The following is a 24,384-nucleotide window of genomic DNA, read 5'->3' as shown; positions in this document are numbered from 1 at the left end:
ATGGCAAAAGCTAAGGGAAATAGAATACAAGTGATACTTGAGTGTACAGAACATAAGAATTCTGGGATGCCAGGAACTTCTAGATATATTACTACGAAGAATAGAAAAAACACTCCAGAAAGAATAGAGTTAAGAAAATACAATCCTGTATTAAAGAAATACACAGTACACAAAGAGATTAAATAATTTTGAGACATGGCAAAGAAAGTAGTAGCATCCTTACAAAAAGGTGGGGGAAAACAACACACTAAAGTTATTAAAATGGTAAAGTCTCCTAAGTCTGGAGCTTATTCATTTAAAGAAGAAATCGTACACAACGATAAAGTAAAAGAATTCTTCGAGAAAAAATAAAATTTATTTTTTTATCAAAGCCCTTGTATAGTAATACAAGGGCTTTTTTTTGACTAATTTCTAACATTTTATTGCAGTTATACTTAAAATTAGGTAAATTGTAGCCGAAATAGATTATATCATAAATAAGCTTATGGCATTTGAAGTAGAAAAAACACAAAAGACTCCAGAAATATTTTTTGACGCAGATAAAGGTTTTTTTAAAATTCACGGAGCTATTTTCCCTGAAAATTCAGCTAAATTTTTTGCTCCCCTCTTCAACTATGTTCAAGAATACCTTTCAAACCCTAAACCTGAAAGCACCTTAGAATTGTTTATATTCTATTTTAATACCTCTTCTTCAAAACAAATATATGAATTCATCAAACTGTTTGATGCAAACAAAACCAAAACAAAGGTTACTGTGAATTGGCTGTTTGACGAAGACGATGAGGATATGGAGGAAACTGGAGAAGAATACAATACTTTCTTCACTGAGTTGCCTTTTAATTTCCTTCCTCAAGAATAAACTTTTGGAGCTTACGATATAATAAATGTAGCGGCAATCCCATTACATTATAGTAATCACCTTTCATTTCTTTAATTCCGATATATCCTATCCACTCTTGGATACCATAAGATCCAGCTTTATCAAAAGGTTGATGCTGCTCTATATAAAAGTCTATTTCTTCATCTGACAACTCATAAAAGGTCACCAAAGTCTTATCATAAAAAGAAAGCTTTTGGGTATTAGTTAGAAGTGTTACCCCTGTTATTACCTCATGTGTATTCCCACTCAATCCCTTTAGCATTTTAATAGCCTCAGTTTTATCTTTTGGTTTACCTAACACTTTGCTACCTATACAAACTATAGTATCAGCTGTAATTATAACTTCTTCTTGTTGTACATCCTCCTTAAAAGCTTGCGCTTTTAATTCACTCAAATACACGGCTATTTCTCCATTTGTTAGTCCATCAGGAAAAACCTCATCAACTGATCTAACCTCAGTTTTAAAATCATCGACAATTCCCGACAGTAACTCTTTTCTACGCGGTGATTGAGATGCTAAAATAATGGTTTTATCTTTTATTAAATTCGTCAACATCATGGAAGTTATTTAAAGTTGTCGTTAAATTAAGAATTTTATTCATTTTTGGATGTAGTCAAAGTTCAATTTTTACTACATAGCCTTAGCTACGGAATAAAAATTAACTGAAGAATAAATTCAAAAAGGGCTAGTATTTAAGGAAGACTAAAAAAAACTTCATAATATAAATAAAATTAATACTCCTGAAAAAAGGGTGAGTTTGAGGAATAAACTTGCTTTTGAGTATTGCTTTTTAAACACAAAGTATAAACTTAAAATATAAATCAAAAACACAATAAATAAAATAAATTCATTTGAAAATAAAGTTAAAATGAGACCAAATAAAAAAGAAAAATAATCTATTGAAAAAGGTAAAATTGACCATACTAATAGAGTAGGCAACAATATAAAACTACACATTAAAACTATCAACAAATTTCTTGTTGTATTTTCTCCTATCAAAACCGGTAAAGTTTTATATCCACATTCTCTATCACCTTTTAAATCTTCAATATCCTTTACAACTTCTCTAAACAAGGTGATAAAGAAACCGATAACTGATAAAAAATAGGGTACTTCGATGAAATAATATGGTTTTTCAACTATCGCATCAAACTCAATATATAAAAATGGTATAATAGCTGTCAAACTCGCTACAACAATGTTCCCTATTAATGGTTGTTTTTGAAAAAGAATGGAATACCAATATAAAAACACTATTGCTGCCATCAAAAACACAAATGTTACAACTGACTCTACAACCAATATCGACAAACAAATTGCCGACACATTCATAGCTGTATATATAATCCAAGAAGTCTTCTTGGAGTATGCCAAGGATTTATTTGGACGGTTTACTTTATCTACATCAACATCTATAATATCATTAACTAAATATCCAGCTGCTGAAATCAACCCAACAATGACTAATAAAATCAAAAATTCTACATCACTCCTAGAAAAAAAATAGCTTTTATACGCTACACTTAAATTAAATCTATAAAACCTAAGTCCCACTAGCAACAACAGCATTGAAAAAACATTCAATAACCGAAAAGACTTTAACAAAAGGACCAAGTTCTTCAAGACAGTTTCATTTTATATTTGCGGAACAAACCATTTGCCTTGTACACGCATTGTTTGTTCTATAACATCACGTACTGCTCCTTTTCCCCCTTTAAAAGTTGAGACATAATCAGCAATCAATCGCAATTCTTTTACTGCATCTCTTGGACATGTTCCTATCCCTGCCAATTGAAGACATTCAAAATCTGGGATATCATCTCCCATATACAAGACCTCATCTCTTGATAAGTTTTCCTCCTTTAAAAACTCAGAAAAAACCTTTCCTTTATTCATCACATTTAGAAAAACACGCGCTACTCCAATCTTTTCAAACAGCTCCTTTACAACATCTGAGTCACCACGTGTAATGACAGCTATCTGAAACCCTTTTTCTAATGCAGCAGTTATGGCATAACCATCTTTTGCGTTCAATGCACGAACCGTTTCTCCTTGCTCTCTAAAAAATATTTCTCCATTTGTAAATACCCCATCAACATCAAAAACAAATGTGGTGATTGCAGCTAAACGTTCTTTATAGTTTGAATTGGTTTTCATGAAATTCGTCTAAAATTAATTGTGAAAATGTTTTATATATTCTTTGGTACTTAGGAGAGTTTTCCAATTGGTCAATATGTTCTTTAATAATAGCAACATCTCCCCTTCTTGCCGGCCCTGTTTGCATATTTAAAGCCCCATCTACATAAAAAGAATTATTGACAGTCTGCATCAATAAATTTGTTAGGTACTCAGGTTTTAGATTACTTTCTTCGCAATAATGTTTAGTAATACTCAATAAGTAATGTGTAAAATTGTTCAAACCAACTCCAGCAATGTGCAACGACTTACGTTCACTAGAAGTCATTTCGACAACTTGTTCTGAAAATAACTTAGCAGTCGTTTTTATTACTTCTTGATCTTCGTTAGTATTTGCTTCAATAAAAAAATGAATTTCTTCTAGTTTCGTTTCTATTTCTTTTCGAAATGTTTGAAATGGATATATGCATCCGTATCGCTTAGAAAATGATTCCAGATTAGCAGTATCAAAACTACCTGAAGTATGTACAATTAACCCTGAAATATTATCAGTTCTTTTCAAAACATCCACAATAATATCATCTTTTAATGCAACAACTATTAAATCACTATCAAAAGTCATCTCTTCTAACTGATTGATAGGCTTGGCATTAATTTTTTGTGCCAATAAAGTAGCGTTTTCAAGGGTATTACTATAGATATACTCAACAACAATTCCCTTTTTATAAAAGGCTTTCGCAAGATTTGTTGCTACGTTCCCAGACCCTAAAAAAGAAACAGTTTTTATTCTATTCATAAGCAAAACAAAGATAGACAAAATCCCTATTTACCTACTATGAATAAGATGCAAAACAAAATATTCTATTTTTTTGTCATTTTTATGTACCATTTATATTCCTTTGTATTTAACTAGTTGAATTAATAACAATCTAAGTTTTGGAGACGAGTAAAAAGAGTAGGAATATTGCTTTAGAAAAGAGACAGATTGAAGCTGCAAAGCTTAATCCTGCTCATTTTGCTCCTTTGTATAACACCTATTTTAAACCAATATACATCTTCATTTTTAAAAAGGTAAAAAATGAAGATTTAGCTGGAGACATTACTTCTAAGGTCTTCTTAAAAGCATTATTAAACATTAAGAAGTATAAACACATGGGATTCCCTTTCTCATCATGGTTATATCGTATTGCTAGTAATGAAGTAAACCTTCATTACAGGCAACTAAATAAAACGACAGAAGTTGAATTATTAGAAAAGGACGTCATTGCTTTATTAGATGAAATCGACCACCCTGAAGATATTCAACAACAAGAAAGAATGTTAAATGCATTAAACAACTTACCTTTGCATACAGCAGAGTTAATTGAAATGCGTTTTTTTGAAAAACTCTCTTTCAACGAAATTGGTGCAGTTCTTGGATTAAAACCTGTCACAGCAAAAATTAGGGTGTATAGAGCATTGGATAAATTAAAAAAGCAAATTTTAACTACTTGAAGCAGTATAAAATAAATAGAGACCAAAAACCAAAAGCAATTCCTTCGGATGAAGTTATTGCTAAGTATCGTAACTTTAAGCAACTACAAGTAAGCTATAATGATGTTACGAAACGCTCTAGAATTCCGCTATATAAAAATAGAAAGATGTTCCTATTTTTACTAATGGTTGGGCTTGTTGCTTGGATCATTGCTGAAGGTGGTTTTGAAGATGAAGAGCCTCCAAAAGAGAACACTGAAATTTCTAAATAATTTACCTCATCCATTTTATTCTTTTTTAACACAATCAGAACTTTACTAAACTTAGTTTATGATATAATTCCTTATCTTTGTGCCCATCTATATCATAAACCATGAAACTAAATACAATAGAAGAGGCTTTAGAAGACCTTAAACAAGGAAAAGTTATTATCGTAGTTGACGACGAGGATAGAGAAAACGAAGGTGACTTTGTAACTGCTGCCTCTAATATTACCCCTGAAATAGTAAACTTTATGGCGCGTTACGGTCGTGGGCTAATCTGTGCTCCGCTTACAGCCAAAAGATGTGATGAGTTAGGCCTCGATTTAATGGTGAATAACAACACCGTTTTACATGCCACTCCTTTTACTGTTTCTATTGATTTAATTGGACAAGGTTGTACTACTGGTATTTCTGCTAGTGACCGTTCTAAAACAATTCAATCATTAGTAGACCCCAATACTAAACCAGAAGATCTAGGTAGACCAGGACATATTTTTCCTTTGAGAGCTAGAGATGGTGGTGTTTTGAGAAGAGCAGGACATACAGAAGCAAGTGTCGACTTAGCTCGTTTAGCAGGATTAGAACCTGCTGGAGTTTTGGTTGAAATCTTAAACGAAGACGGTTCGATGGCTAGAATGCCACAATTACAAGAGATCGCTAAAGAACATGATTTAAAAATCGTTACTATTGAAGACTTAATTCAATATAGAATGCGTCATGAATCTCTAGTAGATGAAGTAGTAAAAGTTAAAATGCCAACAGTGCATGGAGACTTTACATTAAGAGCTTTTAAAGTTTCTACTACTGGCGAAGAACATTTAGCAATAACAAAAGGTACTTGGGAAAAAGATGAACCAATATTGGTTAGAGTTCATTCTTCATGTGCAACAGGAGATATTCTTGGATCGTTAAGATGCGATTGTGGACCTCAACTAGAAGAAGCTTTAAATAAAGTTGAAAAAGAAGGAAAAGGAGTTGTTTTATACCTTAACCAAGAAGGTAGAGGAATTGGGTTGATCAATAAATTAAAGGCATATAAATTACAAGAAGAAGGATACGATACTGTTGAGGCCAATGAAAAGCTAGGTTTTTTAGCTGATTATAGAGATTATGGTATTGGAGCACAAATACTTCACAAACTAGGAGTAAGCAAAATGCGTTTAATGAGTAATAACCCTAAAAAAAGAACTGGACTTACAGGGTATGGGTTGGAAGTCGTTGAAAATGTTCCATTAGAAATAACATGCAACACTCATAATGCCAATTACCTAAAAACTAAAAAAGAAAAATTAGGACATAGCCTTAATTTAAAATAATCTAAACCATGAAATACGAACAAATAGATCATCAGTTATTTATACACAACAGAGCTAAATATGTAAAAGAGTTAGCTCCTAATTCGTTAGCAGTATTTAATTCTAATGATATTGTAACTACAGGTGCAGATAGCACTACTCCATTTGTTCAACATCGTGACATCTTTTATTTATCAGGAGTAGATCAAGAAGAGAGTATTTTGGTTTTATTCCCTGATTGTAAAGATGAAAAACATCGTGAAATTTTGTTCTTAAAAGAAACGAATGAAACGATAGCTATTTGGGAAGGAGAAAAGTTAAATGAAGCACAAGCATTTGAAACTTCTGGAATCAAAACAGTTTACTGGCTAACTGATTTTGAACGTGTTTTTGAATCATTAATGACTACTGTAGAAAATGTTTATTTAAATACAAACGAACATCACAGAGCCAATAAAGAAGCTGAAACAAGAGAAGATCGTTTTATCGCCAAGTGCAAAGCCCAATACCCATTACACACTTATAAAAGAAGTGCACCAATCATGCATAAAATTCGTTCGATAAAACATCCTATCGAAATTGATCTAATGCAAAAAGCTTGTAATATTACAGAAAAAGGAGTACGAAGAATTTTACCTTTTATCCAACCAGGTGTGATGGAATATAATATTGAAGCAGAATTAATGCACGAATTCTTAAACAATCGTTCAAAAGGTTTTGCTTATACACCAATTATTGCTTCTGGTTTTTCTGCTTGTGTACTGCACTATATTGAAAACAATAAGGAATGTAAAGATGGCGATGTCATCTTAATGGATTTTGGTGCAGAATACGCGAATTATTCATCTGATTTAACAAGATGTTTTCCTGTAAATGGAAAATTTACTGAACGACAAAAGGCGGTATACAATGCTGTATTACATGTGAAAAAAGAAGCAACCAAATTATTAGTTCCTGGTACACTTATAGGAGATTACCATGCGCAGGTTGGAAAAATCATGGAGGGAGAATTGCTAAAGTTGGGATTAATTACTGAAAAAGACATTCAAGAACAAGATCCAAAGTGGCCAGCATATAAAAAATACTTTATGCATGGAACCTCACATTTTATTGGCTTAGACACACATGACTTAGGTTTATACGACCAACCAATTGAAGCAGGGATGGTATTTACAGTAGAACCAGGCATTTACATCCCAGAAGAAAATTTAGGAATTCGTTTGGAAGATGATGTAGTGGTACAGGAAAATGGAGAACCATTTAACCTCATGCAAAACATTCCTATCGAAATTGAAGATATTGAAGCTTTAATGGCTTAATAAAAAAGACCTCATTTAAGTGATTTAAATGAGGTCCTTTTATTTAATGATTTAGAGATCCTATATTCCCCAACCTATTATAACACAATAAAAACAGCGTTATATCTTTATAGTCTCTTAGTATTGAACAGGTATATTATTATGATCATACATCCCATAAAAATGAAATATTTACTATCTATACTAATTTTTATATCTATTAAGACGACTTTTTCTCAGAACATAGATACAACGATTATAAATTATCAGTGAGAAAAATTTTACCACCTAAAAAACAAAAACAATAAAAACATTTTAATTTTCTTACATGGGGGAATTAAAAACCCTATTTATAAAAGCGCTCCAGAACTAAAAAAGTTAAATACATTATTAGAAAACAATCATACATTTATCCCTTTAGCTATAGCCAACGGGTTTGACGTTCTTATTCCTCAAACCAATGATAGTTTAAACTGGTTAACCAACCTACAATATTGTTTTCAATTCTTATCTGATTACATTACCTCACAATCCTACGATACTAAAGTTATTGCTGGATTCTCTGATGGTGGTACAGGAAGTTTTAAATTATTTTACCAGCACCCCAATTACTTTGACGGATTAATTGTCTTTAACGGATATCCACAACACCAAAACTTTTATAGAAATGTAAATTATAATGCGATAACCAATCAAAAAATTCTATTTTATTCAACATTTCAAGATAAACGTATTCCTTACGAATTTTTATTAACTGAATATAGCAAACAAAAAAAACTAACCCCAATACCTACTTATATATAAAACCTGGTACACATTCTTTTAATACTTATCAAGCAACTGATTTTAAAATATGTTTTGACATTTTAAATGCTAAGATAACCAACACCCAAACAATTCCAATCCATGGATATATTAAACAAGATACATTAGTTGACTTTTACACATTTAGAAAGAAAGTATACAAAAAATACGCCTTTGGTAAACTTGACTATTTGGAGAATAAAAAACAAAGTAAAATTTACAAATAATTATAGTTTAAAATTGCATAAAAGTTAAAAGCTTCATTTTTCTAAAAATAAAATTTAATCATTAAATTTGTGACTATGTCGAAGATAGAAACATTAGAAAATAAAATAGCTGAATCGAAATTAGGAGGAGGCGAAAAGAGAATAGCATCTCAACATAAAAAAGGTAAACTAACTGCAAGAGAACGTATCCACTTTTTAATGGACAAAGGCTCTTTCGAAGAAATTGGAGCTTTTGTTACACACCGTTCAACCAACTTTGGTTTAGATAAAACAAAATTTTTGGGTGATGGTGTAGTTACAGGTTACGGAACTGTAAATGGACGTTTAACTTATGTATTCTCTCAAGACTTTACGGTAATGGGAGGTTCTTTAGCCGAAGCACATGCTGAAAAAATCTGTAGAATTATGGATTTGGCTATTGAGAATGGAGCACCTGTTATTGGTTTAAATGATAGTGGTGGAGCTAGAATTCAAGAAGGCGTAGTTTCATTAGGAGGTTATGCTGATATTTTTTATAGAAACACACTTTCTTCTGGTGTTATTCCACAAATTTCTGGAATAATGGGACCTTGTGCTGGTGGAGCAGTTTATTCTCCAGCTTTAACAGACTTTATCTTGATGGTAGAAAACACCTCATATATGTTTGTTACAGGACCAAACGTAGTTAAAACCGTTACCAACGAAGAAGTAACTGCTGAAGAACTTGGAGGCGCTACAACACACTCATCTAAATCTGGTGTTACGCATTTTGCATGTGCCAACGAAATTGAAGCTATTACAAACATCAAAAAGCTGTTATCATACGTACCACAAAACTGTGAAGAAAAACCTCCAGTTTTACCTTACGATATGAATGTAGACGAGAAAAGAGATGTTTTAAACTCTATAATTCCAGATAACCCTAATCAACCTTATGATATTAAAGAGGTTATTGACGGTATTATTGATACAGACTCTTTCTTTGAAGTACATAAAGACTATGCTGAAAATATTGTTGTTGGTTTTGCTCGTTTAGCTGGGCGTTCTATTGGTATTGTTGCTAATCAACCATCTATGCTTGCAGGAGTTTTAGATGTAGAAGCTTCTAAAAAAGGTGGTCGATTTGTTCGTTTTTGTGACTCTTTTAATATTCCTTTATTGGTTTTAGAAGATGTACCAGGTTTCTTACCAGGAACTGACCAAGAATGGAATGCCATTATCACTAATGGGGCTAAATTGTTATATGCATTCAGTGAAGCTACTGTTCCTAGGATTACAGTAATTACTCGTAAAGCATACGGAGGTGCTTATGATGTAATGAACTCTAAGCATATTGGAGCTGATATGAACTATGCTTGGCCAACTGCTGAAATTGCAGTAATGGGAGCAAAAGGAGCAGCTGAAATTATCTTTAAAAACGAAATAAAATCTGCTGATAATCCTGAAGAAAAATGGAAAGAAAAAGAAGCTGAATACTCAGAGCTTTTTGCCAATCCATACAATGCTGCTTCAAGAGGGTATGTAGATGAAGTAATCAAACCTGAAGATACGCGAAAAAAGCTAATTCGAGCATTTAAAATGTTAGAAAAGAAAGCAGTAACGTTACCCAAGAAAAAACACGGAAACATTCCATTATAAATCATTAAAAAGCCACTTCAATTACTAGAAGTGGCTTTTTATTTGAGCCAAAACTTAAATATTTGTTAATTTTGGCACGGTGATTGTTTGTAATAGAGTAATTATAAAATAATCATTATGAAAAGCATTGTTTATACCATACTAATTGTTCTAGGAGCATCATCAACTTTGTTTGCTCAAAATAATTCTGATCAAAATCCTAATTATAGAAAAAGTTTAACTAAATACGAAACGTTAAGTGCGACTGCTGAAAATCAACAAAGTATTACCATTCATGATACCTATGAAGTAAAAGATTGGAGAGAAGAGAAAGCTAAGCAAAAAGAATTAAAAGCTGCTCGTAAACATGAGTTGAGAAAGATGAGAATTGAACAAAGAGCTCAAAACAGAAGAATGAATCCTTTCTTCAACCCTTATTATACACCTTATTATCTTTATTAATCAATTAGTTATGAAATCACTTTTACTTTTTATCGCATTAATTTTAGGGGGAGTATCGACCTTTTTTTCACAAACAGAGCCAGATCAAAACCCTAACTATAAAAGAAGCATGGATAAATACTTATCTATGAAAGATTCTTCACATGTTTTTATGAGTACTACCATACACGACGTATATGAAGTGGTAGATTGGGCAGAAGAAAAACAAAAACAAAAAGACCTAAAAAAAGCCAGAAAGCATGAATTAAGAAAAATGCGAATAGAGGCTAATAACCAAAATCGTAGATACCGATATAGAAGAGGATATAATCCCTATTACTATAACAATTACGACAATTACAATTATAACAACCCTTACTATGGTTCTTATGGCTATGGGAATGGGTACCATTATGGAATTAGTAACGACTTACTTATTTTAGGAACCTTACTTTATTTATTCAATTAATAAAACATCTTATAAAAATATAAATCATGAAACTATTTAACATCAAAACAGTTATTTTACTTTTAGTATTAGGAACAGCGATTGCCAGTTGTTCTAGAAAAGTAACACGAGTGGATATTGACGAACAAATTGACTTAAGTGGAAAATGGAACGACACCGATTCTAAGTTGACTTCTGAAAAGTTAACCAAACAAATGACTTCAGAACAATGGTTAGCAGATTTCTTGCAAGCTAATAATGGGAATAAACCAGTGATGATTGTTGGTTTTGTTAAAAACAAATCTCATGAACATATCGAAGCTGAAACCTTTATCAAAGATATTGAACGTAACCTTATCCTAGATCAAAAAGTAAGAATTGTTCAAGGAGGAGAAAAAAGAGAGCAATTACGTTTAGAGCGTGCTGATCAACAAGATAATGCCTCTGTATCTACCATGAAAAAATGGGGATTGGAAGTTGGTGCAGATTTTATGCTACAAGGAGATATCAATTCTATTGTTGATCAAATTGATAAAAAAAGAGTGGTTTTATATCAGATTAACCTGGAATTAACAAACATACAAACCAATGAAATTGTTTGGGTTGGAGAAGAGAAAATCAAAAAGTTTATTAAACGATAAATGAAAGTTTTTCTTATCCTGACTTTCTTATTGATCAGTAGTGTTTTTGTGAATGCGCAAAACGTATTTTCTACGCAATACAGTCACCAAGCAACTACCAAAGTTTTTGTTGTAGATCATGAACATCAAGCAGATCTATTAGTATACAAAGTAGCTTACTCGCATCAAGTAAAAGGAAATAAGGGGTTGTGGTTTTTTACAGAATATGCCCATCAAGCTGATAAAAAAGTATTCTTTACAGAATATGCTCATCAAGCTGATTTAAAAATATATTTTGTAAAATACCACCATCAATCTAAATGGAAAGACCAATCTAAAATTCACTTACTGCTATAATTACGCATTATCAGTTTCTATGATAAGAGTATCAATTTACATATTGATTATACCTATACTCCTACTCTCTTGTAAAACTTATCACGAGAAAAGTTTGGATACACAGCAGGCTATCAGAAATTATGATTATCAGACGGCCTTAAACTTAACAGCAGGAAATAAATTTTTGAAACGCAAAAAAAATACGCTTTTATACCATTTGGAATTAGGACGTTTGTTTCATTTACAAGGGCAATACCAAGAAAGTAATAAGCATTTGAATTACGCAGATGACTTAATGGATTATCAAAATTCACTTGCTGACTTCGCGGCAAGTGTTTTGGTAAATTCTAACGCAAAAAAATACCGAGCAGAAGATTTTGAGAAAATTCTTATACATTACTACAAAGCTTTAAACTATTCTTATTTAAATCAAACTGAAGATGCTTTAGTCGAAGCAAGAAGAATGAACTTAAAGGAAATGGAGTTGAGTGAAAAAGGAAAGAAAAAATACAATAAAGATGCTTTTGGACACCTTTTAATGGGGCAAATTTATGAAAAATCCTATGAATATAACAATGCTTTTATTGCCTATAGAAATGCTTATGAAGCTTATACTGAAGACTTTCATAAACTGGGAGAAACCGCTCCAAACCAATTAAAAATAGACATTTTAAAAACTGCTTACTTAAGTGGCTTATATAGTGAGTTGAATCGTTATGAAAAAGAATTTAATATTAAATATACACCCAATGCTACCCCGTATGGAGAGGTTATTCTATACTGGGAAAATGGGCAAGCTCCTTTTAAAGTAGAAAAAAACTATATTTTCAGCCTAGTTGGAGGAGTAGGTGGCTTTTATTTTGTTGATGATGAACAGACAATGGAAATCCCATTCTTGGGTAATCCCAACAATAATTCATTATCCAATTTAACAGCTATACGTGTCGCCATGCCAAAATACCGTCATACCACGCCTTATTATCAACCTAATTATAGCACTATTGAAGTCAACGGTGTAGACATTCATAAACAGTTAGCCCCAGTAGAGAATATTAATCAAGTTGCCGAACAATCTTTGCAAGATCGTTTTATGAAAGACTTAGGAACACATCTTACCAAATTAGCCATTAACAAGCTCGCGCAACAAGCTTTAAAGAGCGACTCAACAACAGAGGCTCTCGGCATGGTTCTTGAGGGTATTGGCTTTATAACCGAACAAGCAGATACAAGAAATTGGCAATCACTACCTAGTTTAATCAACTATAGTAGAGTTCCACTAACTCAACCTGATACAAACTTGATTCAAATCACATTAATGAACCAATTTAACCAAAAAGAAACAATAGAAATACCGGTAGTAAGTAAAGGTAATCATCTACAATTTAAAAACGTTTTCACACCAGATCGAATACTTTCTAACAATTCTTCTTTACTGCCACTAAACGATTCACTAACACTTAACACCATATCACCATGAAAAAACTAATCATATTAGCCGCAGTTGCTTTCAGCACAACATTTGCTTTTGCACAACATACAGATCGTTCTTCAGTAGAAGACCACGATGTCAGAAAAGGGTTTTATGGAAACCTCAACATTAATTCTTTATCTCCTTTTGATCAAACCTACAATTTTGGAGTTGGTGGAGGAATGCATTTTTCCGAACAGTTTCACATAGGGTTAAGTTACTTTGGTGGAAAAGGAAGTACTTCAAGGCTATTTTCTGATTCTGTTAGTGATTTAGGGATTAATGCTGATCTAAAATACCGTTCTTTTGGAATAGAATTGGGCTATGAAGTTCCCTTACATGAGCATTTTAGCATTATGCCATATTTTAACCAAAGCTTTGTAAAATACACCTATGAAGGAAATTCATTATTTTTACCTGAGATAGGAATGAATTTAGAAGACAATTTCCTAAACACACAAATTGGAGCTAAGCTCTTCTTTGTTGCTAATGAAAACATAAAAATTGGAGCTAATATTGGTTATGGATTAGCTAATGGAGTTAACCTATACAATACTGAAGCTTCAAATTTAAGTGGTCTAAATGCAGGAATCACATTACAATACAACTACTTCTTACCTAAATGGTAATGATAATTTTGCTCAGATTCAATGGCTTATTTGATGATATTCATTAAATAGGCCATTTTTGTTTTTATATTTGTTCTAAATTGACAACTATAAATGGCAAGATTCGGTAGAAATAAAGATGAAAAAAAAGTTAAACTTGAAAAAGGTGCCTACAAAAGAGCAATGCGGGTTTTTAAGTTTATTTCTCCATACAAAGGAGTTTTCTTCATTGGGATTATATTCCTGATTCTTTCTAGCATCACCTCAATGGGGTTTCCATATTTAGTTGGCGAACTCTTTGGCACAAAAGATCCAAGTCAAATTGATGCCAATGTTGATTGGAAAGAATTTGAAGATACTAATCTGGTAATGTACCTTTTATTTGGGGTTTTTATTGCAAATGCCATCTTTAGTTTTTTTAGGATTTATCTCTTTAGTATTGTAACTGAAAAAACATTAAGAGATCTTAGAAATCAAGCTTTTAATAAACTAATACACTCCCCTATTTCTTTTTTTGATAAAAGTAAAGTTGGAGAATTATCTAGTAGAATTGCTACTGATATTAATTTATTACAAGAACTCTTAATGACGACTCTTGCCGAATTTATCAGGCAATGGCTAACGGTTATTTTTTCTACTACCGTGATTGCTTATACATCGCCAAAGCTGGCAGTCATCATGTTATCTATTGTACCAGTAGTACTAATTCTTACCATTATTTTTGGAAAAGCAATCAAACGTTTATCTAAACAAGCTCAAGATGCAGCTGCAGAATCTAATTCTATTTTAGGAGAAGTACTAACAGGGATTAAAAATGTTAAAGCTTTTGCCAATGAATCCTACGAAATGGTTCGATATGGTACTTACAATGAAACGATTAAAACTTTATCCATCAAAAGTGCCATTTGGAGAGGCTTATTTGCGAGCTTTATTATTGTAGGGATGTTTGGCGCAGTAAGTATTGTCATCTGGCAAGGAGTTTTATTGTTACAAACTGGAGAACTGGAGATGGAAGAGTTTATGCGCTTCATTCTATTTACCGTATTCTTAGGGGCATCATTTGGCGGAATAGGAACTTTATTAGGTGCTATTCAAAAAGCGATTGGAGCAACTGAACGGTTAATGGACATCATCTACCAAGATGAGGAAACCAGTGTTGAAAATGGAATAACAACAGCATTAAAAGGTAATGTAAGCTTTGAAAACGTAGGCTTCTTTTATGAAACAAGAAAAGATGTTCAAGTTTTAAAAGAGCTTAATTTGAATGTACATTCAGGGCAAAGTATTGCTATTGTTGGCCCGTCTGGTGCAGGAAAGTCTACTTTATCATCTTTATTACTCCGTTTTTATCATCCTAGTAGCGGCGCTATACTTTTTGATGGCATCAATGCTAACCAATATGATATCCAGAGTTTGCGTTCTAATATGGCTATTGTACCTCAAGATGTTATTCTTTTTGCTGGCACAATTCGAGAGAATATAGCTTACGGTAACGTAGCTGCTACTGATGAAGAAATAGATGAGGCTGCTAAAAGTGCTAATGCTTTTGATTTTGTTAATGCATTCCCTGATGGGTTTGATACTTTAGTTGGAGACCGTGGAATTCAACTTTCTGGAGGACAAAAACAACGTATTGCTATTGCCAGAGCGGTCTTAAAAAACCCTAAAATTTTGATACTGGATGAAGCTACTAGTTCCTTAGATTCTGAATCAGAACAACTGGTACAAGAAGCTTTGGACCGTTTAATGGAAGGGCGTACAACTTTTGTAATTGCACATCGCTTATCAACCATTAAAAATGCGGATAAAATTATCGTGTTGGAACAAGGTAGATTGGTAGAATCAGGAACGCACGATGAATTGGTTAAACATGGAGGTGTTTATGCCAATTTATCTTCGATACAGTTGGGGTGATATTACACAAAAAACAACGGTACTACAGCTGAAGCAATAACAATTAATAGTGAACTAAACACGATGAATTGATCTTTCAATGTTTTTGATGCACTAAATATTTCGTACCAAAAAAAGCGTTGAAACGGTAATACTAACATCACCACAAGTGCTATATTCGCAAATAGTTCTGGCCAAAAATCAGGCATATCAAACGATAATCCTTGACTATTGCCAATCATCATTATGTTCCAACTTAAAGCAATTCCAATACTCACATAATATTGATATAATCTATTATAGGCTTTTTCATGTTTAGGAGGCTTTAATTCAGCTTTATCCTCAACAAATAGGATCATTGCTTCTGCAATTAATAACAAAACTGATATGATAATCAACGTCATACTTAAGTATGTTTTGAAACCTTCATTAGCTTCTATATCTCCAAAAATATTATTCGTTGATATGAAAGAAAAGTTCATGGTTGAAGTTAAAGCAAACAATAAAAGAACGCCTATAAAAAAACGTTCAAATTTTGAAATATTCTTTTGGGCATTATAAGCTGAACTATAAGCCATCTTTACTCTTACCAAAAAGCCCAACACAAAAAAGATTAATAAACCAATTCCTAAGCCAACATTTTCTTGATGCATTACCTCATCGTATTTAATCACCCAATCTTGCGTATTGAGAATTAAAAACACAGCTGTCAAGATATTGGTCAACAAAAATTTAAGGGTGATTTTATGCATGGAATAAAGCTTTGGGAAACAATATATATAAATTTCCAAAACAAACTTTCATTTTTTATTGAAAGTTTAAAAACTTTTATTACATTTACACTATGCAATTAGAAGAAGCACAACATAAATTTATTCAATCGTGGGGAAGTTTTGGTTCTCAATGGGGGATTAACAGGACTATGGCACAAATACATGCCTTGTTTTTAATCACTCCAGAATCGATGAGTACCGAAGAAGTTATGGAAGCTCTTCAAATCTCTAGAGGAAATGCCAACACCAATATTAGAACTTTAATTGATTGGGGATTGCTTTATAAAGAATTTAAAGTTGGGGAACGTCGAGAGTTTTTTATTGGAGAAAAAGATATTTGGACTATTGCTAAACGTATCATAAAAATGCGTCAACAAAAAGAGTTATTGCCAATGCTTCAAATTTTAGGTCAATTGCAATCAACTGAAATTAAAAGTGAAAATAAACCTGAAGAACTAGAGCATTTTATCAAACAGATAAACGACATCAATGATATGGCTATTAAAGCCGATAAAACATTAACTAGAGTAAGTACATCTGAAAAAAGTTGGTTTATGAAAACCATCATGAAATTGTTCAGCTAATTTTTTTTTGAATCAAACTTTCATTTTTTTCTGAAAGTTTAAAAACTACAAACAAATGAAAAAGAAATTAAAAATAACAAGAACTACAGCATACATACTTTCAAGTATAATAACTGTTCCTTTTCTAATTACTCAACAATTCGAACCAGAAATCATAGCGTTCATGATTGGTATGTATGTAATAATCTATTTCCTCACTAGACTTTTTGCACAGAACTATTCTTTAAAATGGCCCCATATTTTGGGAGAAAGTGTACTTACAACTATGGTTAGTTTTATAGGAGGGCTTATAATTGCTAGTCCAATTGCTGCCTTTGGAAAATTCGGAATTGGAGTTCTTTTTTTACCAACAGTTGTTGGAATTCCTAGTTCACTTATAATTGGTTTAGCTCTATTTATAATGAACTATGTAGGTGTGCTAATTATTAAAAATATAGAAAAGTGAAAAACAAATTAATCATAACACGAATAACGGCTTACAGCTTATCAAGTGGAATCATGCTCCCGACTTTGTATAAGAATTTAGACCCTTTATTATCAATTTTTATAATTGGTGTTTACCTTTCTATCTTCTTTATTACCAGATATTATGCGAAGAATAACACCTATAAACCTTTAGATATATTTACTGAAAGTATCCTTACAACAGTTGGAAGCTTTGTTTGTGGTATGCTAGCCATTTCAATACTAATTTGGTACTTGGATGGATTCTACAGCTGGTTTATGGTCGTTTTAATTGGTTGTATTTGTTCAATATTTATTGGCATAGCTCTATTCATCATTAACGGTATTATTATCACAACTCTACAAATTACAAGCAGATTATGAATTACCAACTAATCAGTTATATCATATTTCTATCCAGTAGCTTTTTTATAACCATCAAAATTGGTTGGGTACTGTACAAAAATGGAGAAGTTTATTTACTCGAAATTTTTCAACATCAGACAGCTTATGTTCATTCAATCAATAAATTATTATTGATTGGTTACTATCTAGTAAACCTAGGAAAAGCAGCATTAGAAATCACCAATTGGGAAGTTATTTACACTCTACCAGATGTATTTAGAATAACTGGTCAAAAATTAGGGAACCTTTTATTACTTCTGGCCATCATGCATTATATCAATGTTATAGGATTAAATATATATAGCAAAACAAAAAAATCATTAACCATAAAAAAATAAAGATCATGGAAAATTATCACATCATTACCACTTACCTCGTTTACCTAACCGTTTCAATAACACTAACATTATATGTAGCACATATCTTATTCAAGAATGGGAAAGTTTATATGCTTGATATCTTTCATGGAAGAGAAGATATTGCCCTAGCTACTAATCGTCTATTTGAAGTTGGCTTTTACCTGTTTAATATCGGCTTTGCATTAAGTATTTTAGAAGTCAATTTCTACGGAGTAGTCACCTACCAAGAAGTTATAGAAGTCTTGAGTCAAAAAATTGGAGGCTTCTCAATTTACTTAGGTGCGATGTTATTTTTTAATCTCTATTTATTCTTTAGAGGTAAGAAAGCTGCTAAAAAGAACAGCACAGCAAACACGCCTAACTTTAGAGCTAATTTCAATGAGGAAAATATAATCATCTAATCCTAATTATTATGTCATTTTTAAAAGCAGAATGGAGAAAATTAATTTTAGTGAACTATGAAGTTTCACCTCTCCTACTTCAACCATTAGTTCCAAAACATACCGAAATTGATTTATGGAATGGGAAGTGTTATCTTTCATTAGTAGGCTTTCTTTTTAAGGAAACAAAAGTAAAAGGAATCAAAGTCCCTTTCCATATCAACTTTGAAGAGGTCAATCTACGATTTTACGTAAAACATAAGGTTCAAAATGAAATTAAAAGAGGTGTTGTTTTTGTCAAGGAAATTGTTCCAAAACCACTCATCAAATTTATTGCAAATGCAATTTATAACGAAAACTATGAGTCAACATCAATGCAACATGCGTTAAGTGAGGATACTAAGAATATAGAAATAGGTTATCAATGGAAAAGTAACGATAAAATTCAATCATTTGGTGTTGTTGCTCAAAATACGCTAAAACAGTGTCCTAAAAATTCGTTAGAAGCGTTTATTACAGAACACTATTGGGGCTACAATCAAAAAAAAGATACAACTTTTGCTTATGAAGTAAAACATCCTAAATGGGAAATCTACCCTATTCATTCAGCTAATATAAATGTAGATTTTGGTGCTACTTATGGTCAAGAATATGATTTTTTGAGTCAACAAAAACCTAATGCTATCATTCTAGCAGAAGGATCAGAAATTAGTGTAGAACACGCCAATAAAATTAAAATATGAGATTATGAAAACAATAGTAATAACAGGTGGAACAGGTTTCTTAGGTAAAAACCTGGCGCTACATTTTAAATCAATAGGGTATCAAGTTATCGTGCTTAGTAGAGGAGAAAAACGAGAGGGAAATGGAATAATATACGAACAATGGGATGGAAAAACAGTTGGGAATTGGTCCAAATGGATTCATAAAGCAGCTATTGTTATTAACCTTGCTGGCAAATCGGTTGATTGTCGATATACAAAGCAGAATCAAGCATTAATTATGAATTCAAGAATTGATGCAACTCGTTTGTTAGGTCAACTTATTTCAGCAAGTCCAACGCCTCCTAAATTATGGATTAATGCCAGTACAGCAACCATCTATCGCCATGCTGAAGATAAGATGATGACTGAAGAAAATGGTGAAATTGGTAATGACTTCTCGATGAATGTCGCTAAAAATTGGGAAAAAGAATTTTATAGCCATCAGACGCCTCAGACACGAAAAGTTGCCTTACGGACATCTTTAGTTTTGGGAAATAATGGAGGTGTTTACCCTGTTTTATCGAGGTTAGTAAAATTTGGTTTGGGCGGTAAACAAGGAGATGGAAAGCAAAAGTTTGCCTGGTTACACATTCAAGATTTTATCAATATTATTGATTTTGTGATTAAAAATAAACAACTCACAGGTAGCATTAATACCACTGCTCCCTCTAGTATAGACAACAGCGAATTTATGCATTCTTTAAGAAATTCTTTGGGACATTGGTGCGTTTTACCCCAACCTAAATGGTTATTAAAAATAGGCGCATTTCTAATAAGAACGGAACCCGAACTCGTATTAAAAAGCCGTTGGGTCTATCCAGAAGTATTAGTAGATAACGGCTATCAATTTATTTTTAAAGATATTGATTGGGCTTTGAAAGATTTAAAAGAATAACGATTTAATCTATTCAAATAGACTTTTTCTATTTCTATCCATTAATCCTACCCATTTAAACAAAACAATGTTAAAAACCATGAATTCGTCGAATTATTTTCTACATTTATATTAACATTAAAACAAAGCAAACATGAAAACAAGACTACCCCTTTTGTTTTTGTTTTTGAGTACATTGAATATCAACTTAGCTCAAAAAAGCGAAAATCTTTTTGATTTTTGTTTTTTTAAAGCTAGGAATATTCAATATGTCATCAACAAATACTCCGAAAAAAATGTAAAGATACAAGCACTGGATAGCATCCGAGATATTGCATTTGTATCTACCGAAGAAGGTCAGTTATCCATGATCTATAATTATCAGTTAGAAGATTTCACTTCAATCACCATTTTTAATGCTTGCGGAAAAAACGAATTTACGAAAGCTTTTAATAACGATAAGTTTTTCAAAAAAACAGGAAATTGTATTACCAATTTAAACGACCAAACGTTTTCTACACGAGGAAAATCTGCAATAGATGATGAATTTAGCGCGGATGTTATACTCTATTTTTCTGCTAAAACTCCCTCATTATTAATTGATATGGAAGATAAAAACACCAACTTGATTTGTGACGTTGAGTTATTATCTAAAGCTGGAATATACCTTAACAGAATGGAATTTAACCTCTATTATGATGATGAAATTCATCCCAAAGCTAGGTTTGCTAATACAGAAGAAGCTACATCAACTTTGATTAAGCAATAGAGATCAGAAAGAGAAGTCACAATTTTATCTTTTAGTTCATTTAAAGTGTATATATTTACAGTGGTTATAGTTGGTTAATAATCGTGATGGAAAAAAGTAGGTATAAGTTGTTGCTAAAAAATAGGTTAAACATTGATAAACTCAAACTAACAACTTTACAACGTCGACTTCTCTTTTTGGTCTTATTCTTTTTTTATGTTTTCTTTTTTATTAGTTCATCTGGAAGGAATGGTTCTAATGATGGAGGACACATGGCATTAGCCAGTAGCATTTACTTTGAGCATCAGTTGAGCATCAAAAAATACGAATGGAAATATGTTACCCCTCCCGATTATGCGATGAAAGATGGTATAATGTATTCGGATCGTCTGCCTGGCACTGCTGCATTTATCATTCCTTATCTAGCCTATGCTGATTTGATTCAAGGCGCTTTACCTGAGCATACTAAAAGTAAACCTGATTATTATTTTATTGCTGCTTCAATTCTCCCAAACCTTGCTGGGGTAATAGGGCTATTCCTTTTATTCATATTGTGTTACCATCTTTTTTCATTTGATTATCGCTTGTCCTTAACGATGACAATCATCTGTGGATTAGCCACATTATATCATTTAGAAAGCACCCATATTTATTCACACATCATCTCTTTAGTAGGCGTTACACTAGCTACCATTGTTACTTTAAAAGGGAAAAATACAATGAACTGGCATTGGAACTTATACCTAACGGCATTTATTATTGGTGGATTTACGCTAGTTGAATTGCAAAACATTCTGTTTATCATTCCCCTGTTCTTCTACTTGATGCTAGTCAACAATCAATCCCTAATAAAATTTACGACTTATTTTAACAAACATACCATTCGAACAGCGTTAATTTTGATGACTTTCTTAGGTTTACTCTTAACATACAATTACATCACTTTTGGCGAATTTTTCTTTAAAAGTAATAAGTACAACCCTTATTTTGAAGAGGAAAAAACATTTCTTACAGCATTATCGGGAAACTTTTTTGAGGGATTAGACAACTTACTTACAAGTTTTAACAATTTACCTGCTTATTTCGATTGGTCAAAAGGTGTAAACAATGGTACTCCAGGCATATTAATTGCTAACCCAATATTTATTTTATCATTTCTGGGATTTATTCCTTTCTATAAAAAACGTAAACAAGAAGCATTATTATTCATCAGTATGATTGTCATAGCCATTTTAATTGCTGCATTTCATGTAACGACTTTAACACGACATATCTTTACCATTCATCTGCTTTTATTCTTTCCGCTTATTTATTTTATCGATTGGATTAAAAATCAAACAAAGCCCAAACAGTACTTTTTATATGGAACTGTTGTTAGTCTTTCCACTCTAAGTTTTGTTAAAGAAATTTACCTTAGCAACCATTACTGGGGCAGAAACTTTGACTTTCTCCACTTCGAATACGCTCAACATTTAGATCTTTTCTTTTATATGAATCTACCTCTTTTGGTATTCGGAATTTTGTATATGGTTTTGAAGAGTAGAAATTCCTCTCATTATTCTTAATTCTTATTTAATTCTCACTTCATTTATTTTGAGCATCCCAAAGGATTTTAATACCTTTGCGACCTTAAATTTAAACACGAATATGATATCTGTTAACAATGTATCGTTACAATACGGTAAACGCGTTCTTTTTGATGAAGTAAATATTAAATTTACAGAGGGTAATTGCTATGGAGTAATTGGAGCAAATGGTGCTGGAAAATCTACCTTTTTAAAGATTTTAGCTGGCGATATAGACCCTAATTCTGGAAAGGTAAAACTAGAAGATGGTAAAAGAATGGCTGTATTGCGTCAGAATCACTTTGAGTTTGACGAAGAAACGGTATTGAACACTGTACTAATGGGCTATAAAGAGTTATGGACTATTATGAAAGAGAAAGATGCTATCTATATGAAAGAAGATTTCTCTGAAGAAGACGGGATTAAAGCTTCTGAATTAGAAGCGGAATTTGCGGAGATGGACGGTTGGAACGCTGAATCTGATGCTGCTAACTTACTAAGTGGTTTAGGAATTAAAGAAGAAAATCACGATAAACTATTGAAAGAACTGAACGGAAATGAAAAAGTACGTGTTTTATTAGCACAAGCTCTGTTTGGTAATCCTGATTTATTGATCCTAGATGAGCCAACCAATGATTTGGATATGAATACCATTTCTTGGTTAGAGGATTTCTTATTAGACTTTAAAAATACGGTAATCGTTGTATCTCACGACCGTCACTTTTTAGATACTGTTTGTACCAACATTGCTGATATTGATTTTGGAAAAATTAAAATTTACACTGGAAACTATACCTTTTGGTACCAGAGTAGTCAGCTAGCCTTAAAACAAAGGCAAATGGCCAATAAAAAAGCTGAAGATAAAAAGAAAGAATTACAAGACTTTATTGCTCGTTTTAGCGCCAATGCTTCTAAATCTAAGCAAGCAAGTAGCCGTAAAAAATTATTGGAGAAAATCAATGTTGATGAAATTCAAGCTTCATCACGTAAATATCCAGCTATTATTTTTAATCAAGAAAGAGAAGCAGGAGATCAAATCTTACACGCGAACAACCTAAGTAAAAAATTAGAGGGGGAATACTTATTTAAAGATTTTGAAATCAATGTAGCTAAAGGTGATAAAATTGCTGTAATTAGTGATAACGGCATGGCCACTACCGCGCTATTCGAAATTTTGATGGGAGAGCAAGAACCTGATAGTGGTGATTTCCACTTTGGGCAAACGATTACAACGGCATATTTACCAAACGAAAACGAAAAATACTTCCAAAACGATTATTCTTTAGTCGATTGGTTAAGACAATTCTCTGAAGAAAAAGACGAAGTATATATTAGAGGATTCTTAGGTAAAATGTTGTTCTCAGGTGAAGAAACATTGAAACAGAGTAATGTACTATCTGGAGGTGAAAAAGTAAGATGTATGACTTCTAGGATGATGTTAAAAGGCGCTAATCTTTTGATATTAGACGAACCTACCAACCACCTGGATTTGGAGTCAATTACTGCTTTTAATAATGCATTGATTAATTTTCCTGGTACAGTAATCTTTACTTCTCATGACCACGAGTTTACACAAACTGTAGCCAATAGAATTGTAGAGTTAACTCCAAATGGATGTATAGATAAAGTTACCACCTTTGATGAGTTCTTAGTTGACCCTAAGGTGAAAGCTCAAAAAGAAGCTTTGGTTTAATTTTT

General features: G+C 32.3%; 30 protein-coding genes. 25 read left to right on the top strand and 5 right to left on the bottom strand.

The genetic code is table 11. The annotated features are described in order from the left end of the window. From rpmG to N4A35_09000, 3 genes are all read left to right on the top strand, one after another. Positions 1-186: a 50S ribosomal protein L33 gene (rpmG, locus tag N4A35_09010; GenBank protein MCT4581542.1), complete on the top strand. Its 186-nt coding sequence runs from the start codon at positions 1-3 to the stop codon at positions 184-186. Positions 187-195: 9 nt separating this feature from the next. Then, the gene (locus tag N4A35_09005) at positions 196-351 is read left to right on the top strand and encodes a DUF4295 domain-containing protein (protein ID MCT4581541.1); all 156 of its coding nucleotides are present in this window, start codon (positions 196-198) and stop codon (positions 349-351) included. Between the two features lie 133 nt (positions 352-484). Continuing rightward, positions 485-859 (top strand): DUF1987 domain-containing protein, encoded by a 375-nt coding sequence (locus N4A35_09000; protein ID MCT4581540.1) that lies wholly within the window; start codon positions 485-487, stop codon positions 857-859. Here the strand turns inward: N4A35_09000 and N4A35_08995 are convergent. From N4A35_08995 to N4A35_08980, 4 genes are all read right to left on the bottom strand, one after another. Further along, positions 837-1,439: a Maf family nucleotide pyrophosphatase gene (locus N4A35_08995; GenBank protein ID MCT4581539.1), complete on the bottom strand. Its 603-nt coding sequence runs from the start codon at positions 1,437-1,439 to the stop codon at positions 837-839. The genes N4A35_09000 and N4A35_08995 overlap by 23 nt on opposite strands. Positions 1,440-1,595: 156 nt before the next feature. Continuing rightward, positions 1,596-2,450: a UbiA family prenyltransferase gene (locus N4A35_08990; GenBank protein MCT4581538.1), complete on the bottom strand. Its 855-nt coding sequence runs from the start codon at positions 2,448-2,450 to the stop codon at positions 1,596-1,598. A gap of 66 nt (positions 2,451-2,516) precedes the next feature. After that, positions 2,517-3,038, bottom strand: coding sequence for an HAD hydrolase family protein (locus tag N4A35_08985; GenBank protein MCT4581537.1), 522 nt, complete (start codon positions 3,036-3,038; stop codon positions 2,517-2,519). After that, positions 3,016-3,813, bottom strand: coding sequence for a F420-dependent NADP oxidoreductase (locus tag N4A35_08980; protein MCT4581536.1), 798 nt, complete (start codon positions 3,811-3,813; stop codon positions 3,016-3,018). The genes N4A35_08985 and N4A35_08980 overlap by 23 nt, the downstream gene beginning before the upstream one ends. 140 nt (positions 3,814-3,953) lie before the next feature. Here N4A35_08980 and N4A35_08975 point away from each other — a divergent pair, with 140 nt between their 5' ends. The 12 genes from N4A35_08975 (at position 3,954) to N4A35_08920 (ending at position 15,811) form a co-directional block, all read left to right on the top strand. Continuing rightward, positions 3,954-4,511 (top strand): sigma-70 family RNA polymerase sigma factor, encoded by a 558-nt coding sequence (locus tag N4A35_08975; protein ID MCT4581535.1) that lies wholly within the window; start codon positions 3,954-3,956, stop codon positions 4,509-4,511. Then, positions 4,508-4,762, top strand: a complete 255-nt coding sequence (locus N4A35_08970) for a hypothetical protein (protein MCT4581534.1) — start codon at positions 4,508-4,510, stop codon at positions 4,760-4,762. The genes N4A35_08975 and N4A35_08970 overlap by 4 nt, the downstream gene beginning before the upstream one ends. A 101-nt stretch (positions 4,763-4,863) precedes the next feature. After that, positions 4,864-6,069: a bifunctional 3,4-dihydroxy-2-butanone-4-phosphate synthase/GTP cyclohydrolase II gene (locus N4A35_08965; protein ID MCT4581533.1), complete on the top strand. Its 1,206-nt coding sequence runs from the start codon at positions 4,864-4,866 to the stop codon at positions 6,067-6,069. An 8-nt stretch (positions 6,070-6,077) separates the two neighbouring features. Next, positions 6,078-7,367: an aminopeptidase P N-terminal domain-containing protein gene (locus tag N4A35_08960; GenBank protein ID MCT4581532.1), complete on the top strand. Its 1,290-nt coding sequence runs from the start codon at positions 6,078-6,080 to the stop codon at positions 7,365-7,367. Positions 7,368-8,452: 1,085 nt separating this feature from the next. Continuing rightward, complete coding sequence (locus N4A35_08955) at positions 8,453-9,994, top strand: acyl-CoA carboxylase subunit beta (protein ID MCT4581531.1); 1,542 nt, start codon at positions 8,453-8,455, stop codon at positions 9,992-9,994. Between the two features lie 117 nt (positions 9,995-10,111). Further along, positions 10,112-10,435 carry a hypothetical protein gene (locus N4A35_08950; protein MCT4581530.1) on the top strand — a complete coding sequence of 108 codons (324 nt, stop codon included), beginning with the start codon at positions 10,112-10,114 and terminating at the stop codon, positions 10,433-10,435. A 10-nt stretch (positions 10,436-10,445) separates the two neighbouring features. Beyond that, entirely contained in the window at positions 10,446-10,883 is a 438-nt protein-coding gene (locus N4A35_08945; GenBank protein MCT4581529.1) for a hypothetical protein, read from the top strand. Positions 10,884-10,909: 26 nt separating this feature from the next. Further along, positions 10,910-11,503 carry a penicillin-binding protein activator LpoB gene (locus tag N4A35_08940; GenBank protein MCT4581528.1) on the top strand — a complete coding sequence of 198 codons (594 nt, stop codon included), beginning with the start codon at positions 10,910-10,912 and terminating at the stop codon, positions 11,501-11,503. Continuing rightward, on the top strand, positions 11,504-11,839 hold the full coding sequence (locus N4A35_08935; GenBank protein ID MCT4581527.1) for a DUF6150 family protein: 336 nt from the start codon (positions 11,504-11,506) through the stop codon (positions 11,837-11,839). Between the two features lie 19 nt (positions 11,840-11,858). Beyond that, positions 11,859-13,298, top strand: a complete 1,440-nt coding sequence (locus N4A35_08930) for a hypothetical protein (GenBank protein ID MCT4581526.1) — start codon at positions 11,859-11,861, stop codon at positions 13,296-13,298. Continuing rightward, positions 13,295-13,918: a hypothetical protein gene (locus N4A35_08925; protein MCT4581525.1), complete on the top strand. Its 624-nt coding sequence runs from the start codon at positions 13,295-13,297 to the stop codon at positions 13,916-13,918. The genes N4A35_08930 and N4A35_08925 overlap by 4 nt, the downstream gene beginning before the upstream one ends. 93 nt (positions 13,919-14,011) lie before the next feature. Continuing rightward, the gene (locus tag N4A35_08920; protein MCT4581524.1) at positions 14,012-15,811 is read left to right on the top strand and encodes an ABC transporter transmembrane domain-containing protein; all 1,800 of its coding nucleotides are present in this window, start codon (positions 14,012-14,014) and stop codon (positions 15,809-15,811) included. Positions 15,812-15,813: 2 nt separating this feature from the next. Here N4A35_08920 and N4A35_08915 read toward each other — a convergent pair whose 3' ends face one another. Beyond that, positions 15,814-16,542 carry a hypothetical protein gene (locus tag N4A35_08915; protein ID MCT4581523.1) on the bottom strand — a complete coding sequence of 243 codons (729 nt, stop codon included), beginning with the start codon at positions 16,540-16,542 and terminating at the stop codon, positions 15,814-15,816. A gap of 92 nt (positions 16,543-16,634) precedes the next feature. Here N4A35_08915 and N4A35_08910 point away from each other — a divergent pair, with 92 nt between their 5' ends. The 10 genes from N4A35_08910 to N4A35_08865 all read left to right on the top strand — a co-directional run bounded on the left by N4A35_08910 (position 16,635) and on the right by N4A35_08865 (position 24,379). Then, the gene (locus N4A35_08910) at positions 16,635-17,147 is read left to right on the top strand and encodes a transcriptional regulator (protein ID MCT4581522.1); all 513 of its coding nucleotides are present in this window, start codon (positions 16,635-16,637) and stop codon (positions 17,145-17,147) included. A 55-nt stretch (positions 17,148-17,202) separates the two neighbouring features. Continuing rightward, on the top strand, positions 17,203-17,592 hold the full coding sequence (locus tag N4A35_08905; protein ID MCT4581521.1) for a hypothetical protein: 390 nt from the start codon (positions 17,203-17,205) through the stop codon (positions 17,590-17,592). Further along, on the top strand, positions 17,589-17,975 hold the full coding sequence (locus tag N4A35_08900) for a hypothetical protein (protein MCT4581520.1): 387 nt from the start codon (positions 17,589-17,591) through the stop codon (positions 17,973-17,975). The genes N4A35_08905 and N4A35_08900 overlap by 4 nt, the downstream gene beginning before the upstream one ends. After that, positions 17,972-18,334 carry a hypothetical protein gene (locus tag N4A35_08895; GenBank protein MCT4581519.1) on the top strand — a complete coding sequence of 121 codons (363 nt, stop codon included), beginning with the start codon at positions 17,972-17,974 and terminating at the stop codon, positions 18,332-18,334. The genes N4A35_08900 and N4A35_08895 overlap by 4 nt, the downstream gene beginning before the upstream one ends. A 5-nt stretch (positions 18,335-18,339) precedes the next feature. Then, a complete protein-coding gene (locus N4A35_08890; GenBank protein ID MCT4581518.1) occupies positions 18,340-18,756 on the top strand; it encodes a hypothetical protein in 417 nt (138 codons plus the stop codon). Positions 18,757-18,767: 11 nt separating this feature from the next. Next, positions 18,768-19,478 carry a DUF2071 domain-containing protein gene (locus N4A35_08885; GenBank protein ID MCT4581517.1) on the top strand — a complete coding sequence of 237 codons (711 nt, stop codon included), beginning with the start codon at positions 18,768-18,770 and terminating at the stop codon, positions 19,476-19,478. A gap of 4 nt (positions 19,479-19,482) precedes the next feature. Then, positions 19,483-20,394 (top strand): TIGR01777 family oxidoreductase, encoded by a 912-nt coding sequence (locus N4A35_08880; protein MCT4581516.1) that lies wholly within the window; start codon positions 19,483-19,485, stop codon positions 20,392-20,394. Between the two features lie 133 nt (positions 20,395-20,527). Beyond that, positions 20,528-21,142 carry a hypothetical protein gene (locus N4A35_08875; protein MCT4581515.1) on the top strand — a complete coding sequence of 205 codons (615 nt, stop codon included), beginning with the start codon at positions 20,528-20,530 and terminating at the stop codon, positions 21,140-21,142. A gap of 86 nt (positions 21,143-21,228) precedes the next feature. After that, positions 21,229-22,686, top strand: coding sequence for a hypothetical protein (locus N4A35_08870; GenBank protein ID MCT4581514.1), 1,458 nt, complete (start codon positions 21,229-21,231; stop codon positions 22,684-22,686). 82 nt (positions 22,687-22,768) lie between these two features. Further along, the gene (locus N4A35_08865; GenBank protein MCT4581513.1) at positions 22,769-24,379 is read left to right on the top strand and encodes an ATP-binding cassette domain-containing protein; all 1,611 of its coding nucleotides are present in this window, start codon (positions 22,769-22,771) and stop codon (positions 24,377-24,379) included. The last annotated feature ends 5 nt before the right edge of the window (positions 24,380-24,384 follow it).

This window comes from Flavobacteriales bacterium (assembly GCA_025210295.1).
In the GTDB taxonomy this organism is placed as follows: Bacteria; Bacteroidota; Bacteroidia; order Flavobacteriales_D; family Parvicellaceae; genus S010-51.
The sequence above is the reverse complement of the archived record's forward strand: the minus strand, read 5'-3'. Positions and strand labels throughout refer to the sequence as shown.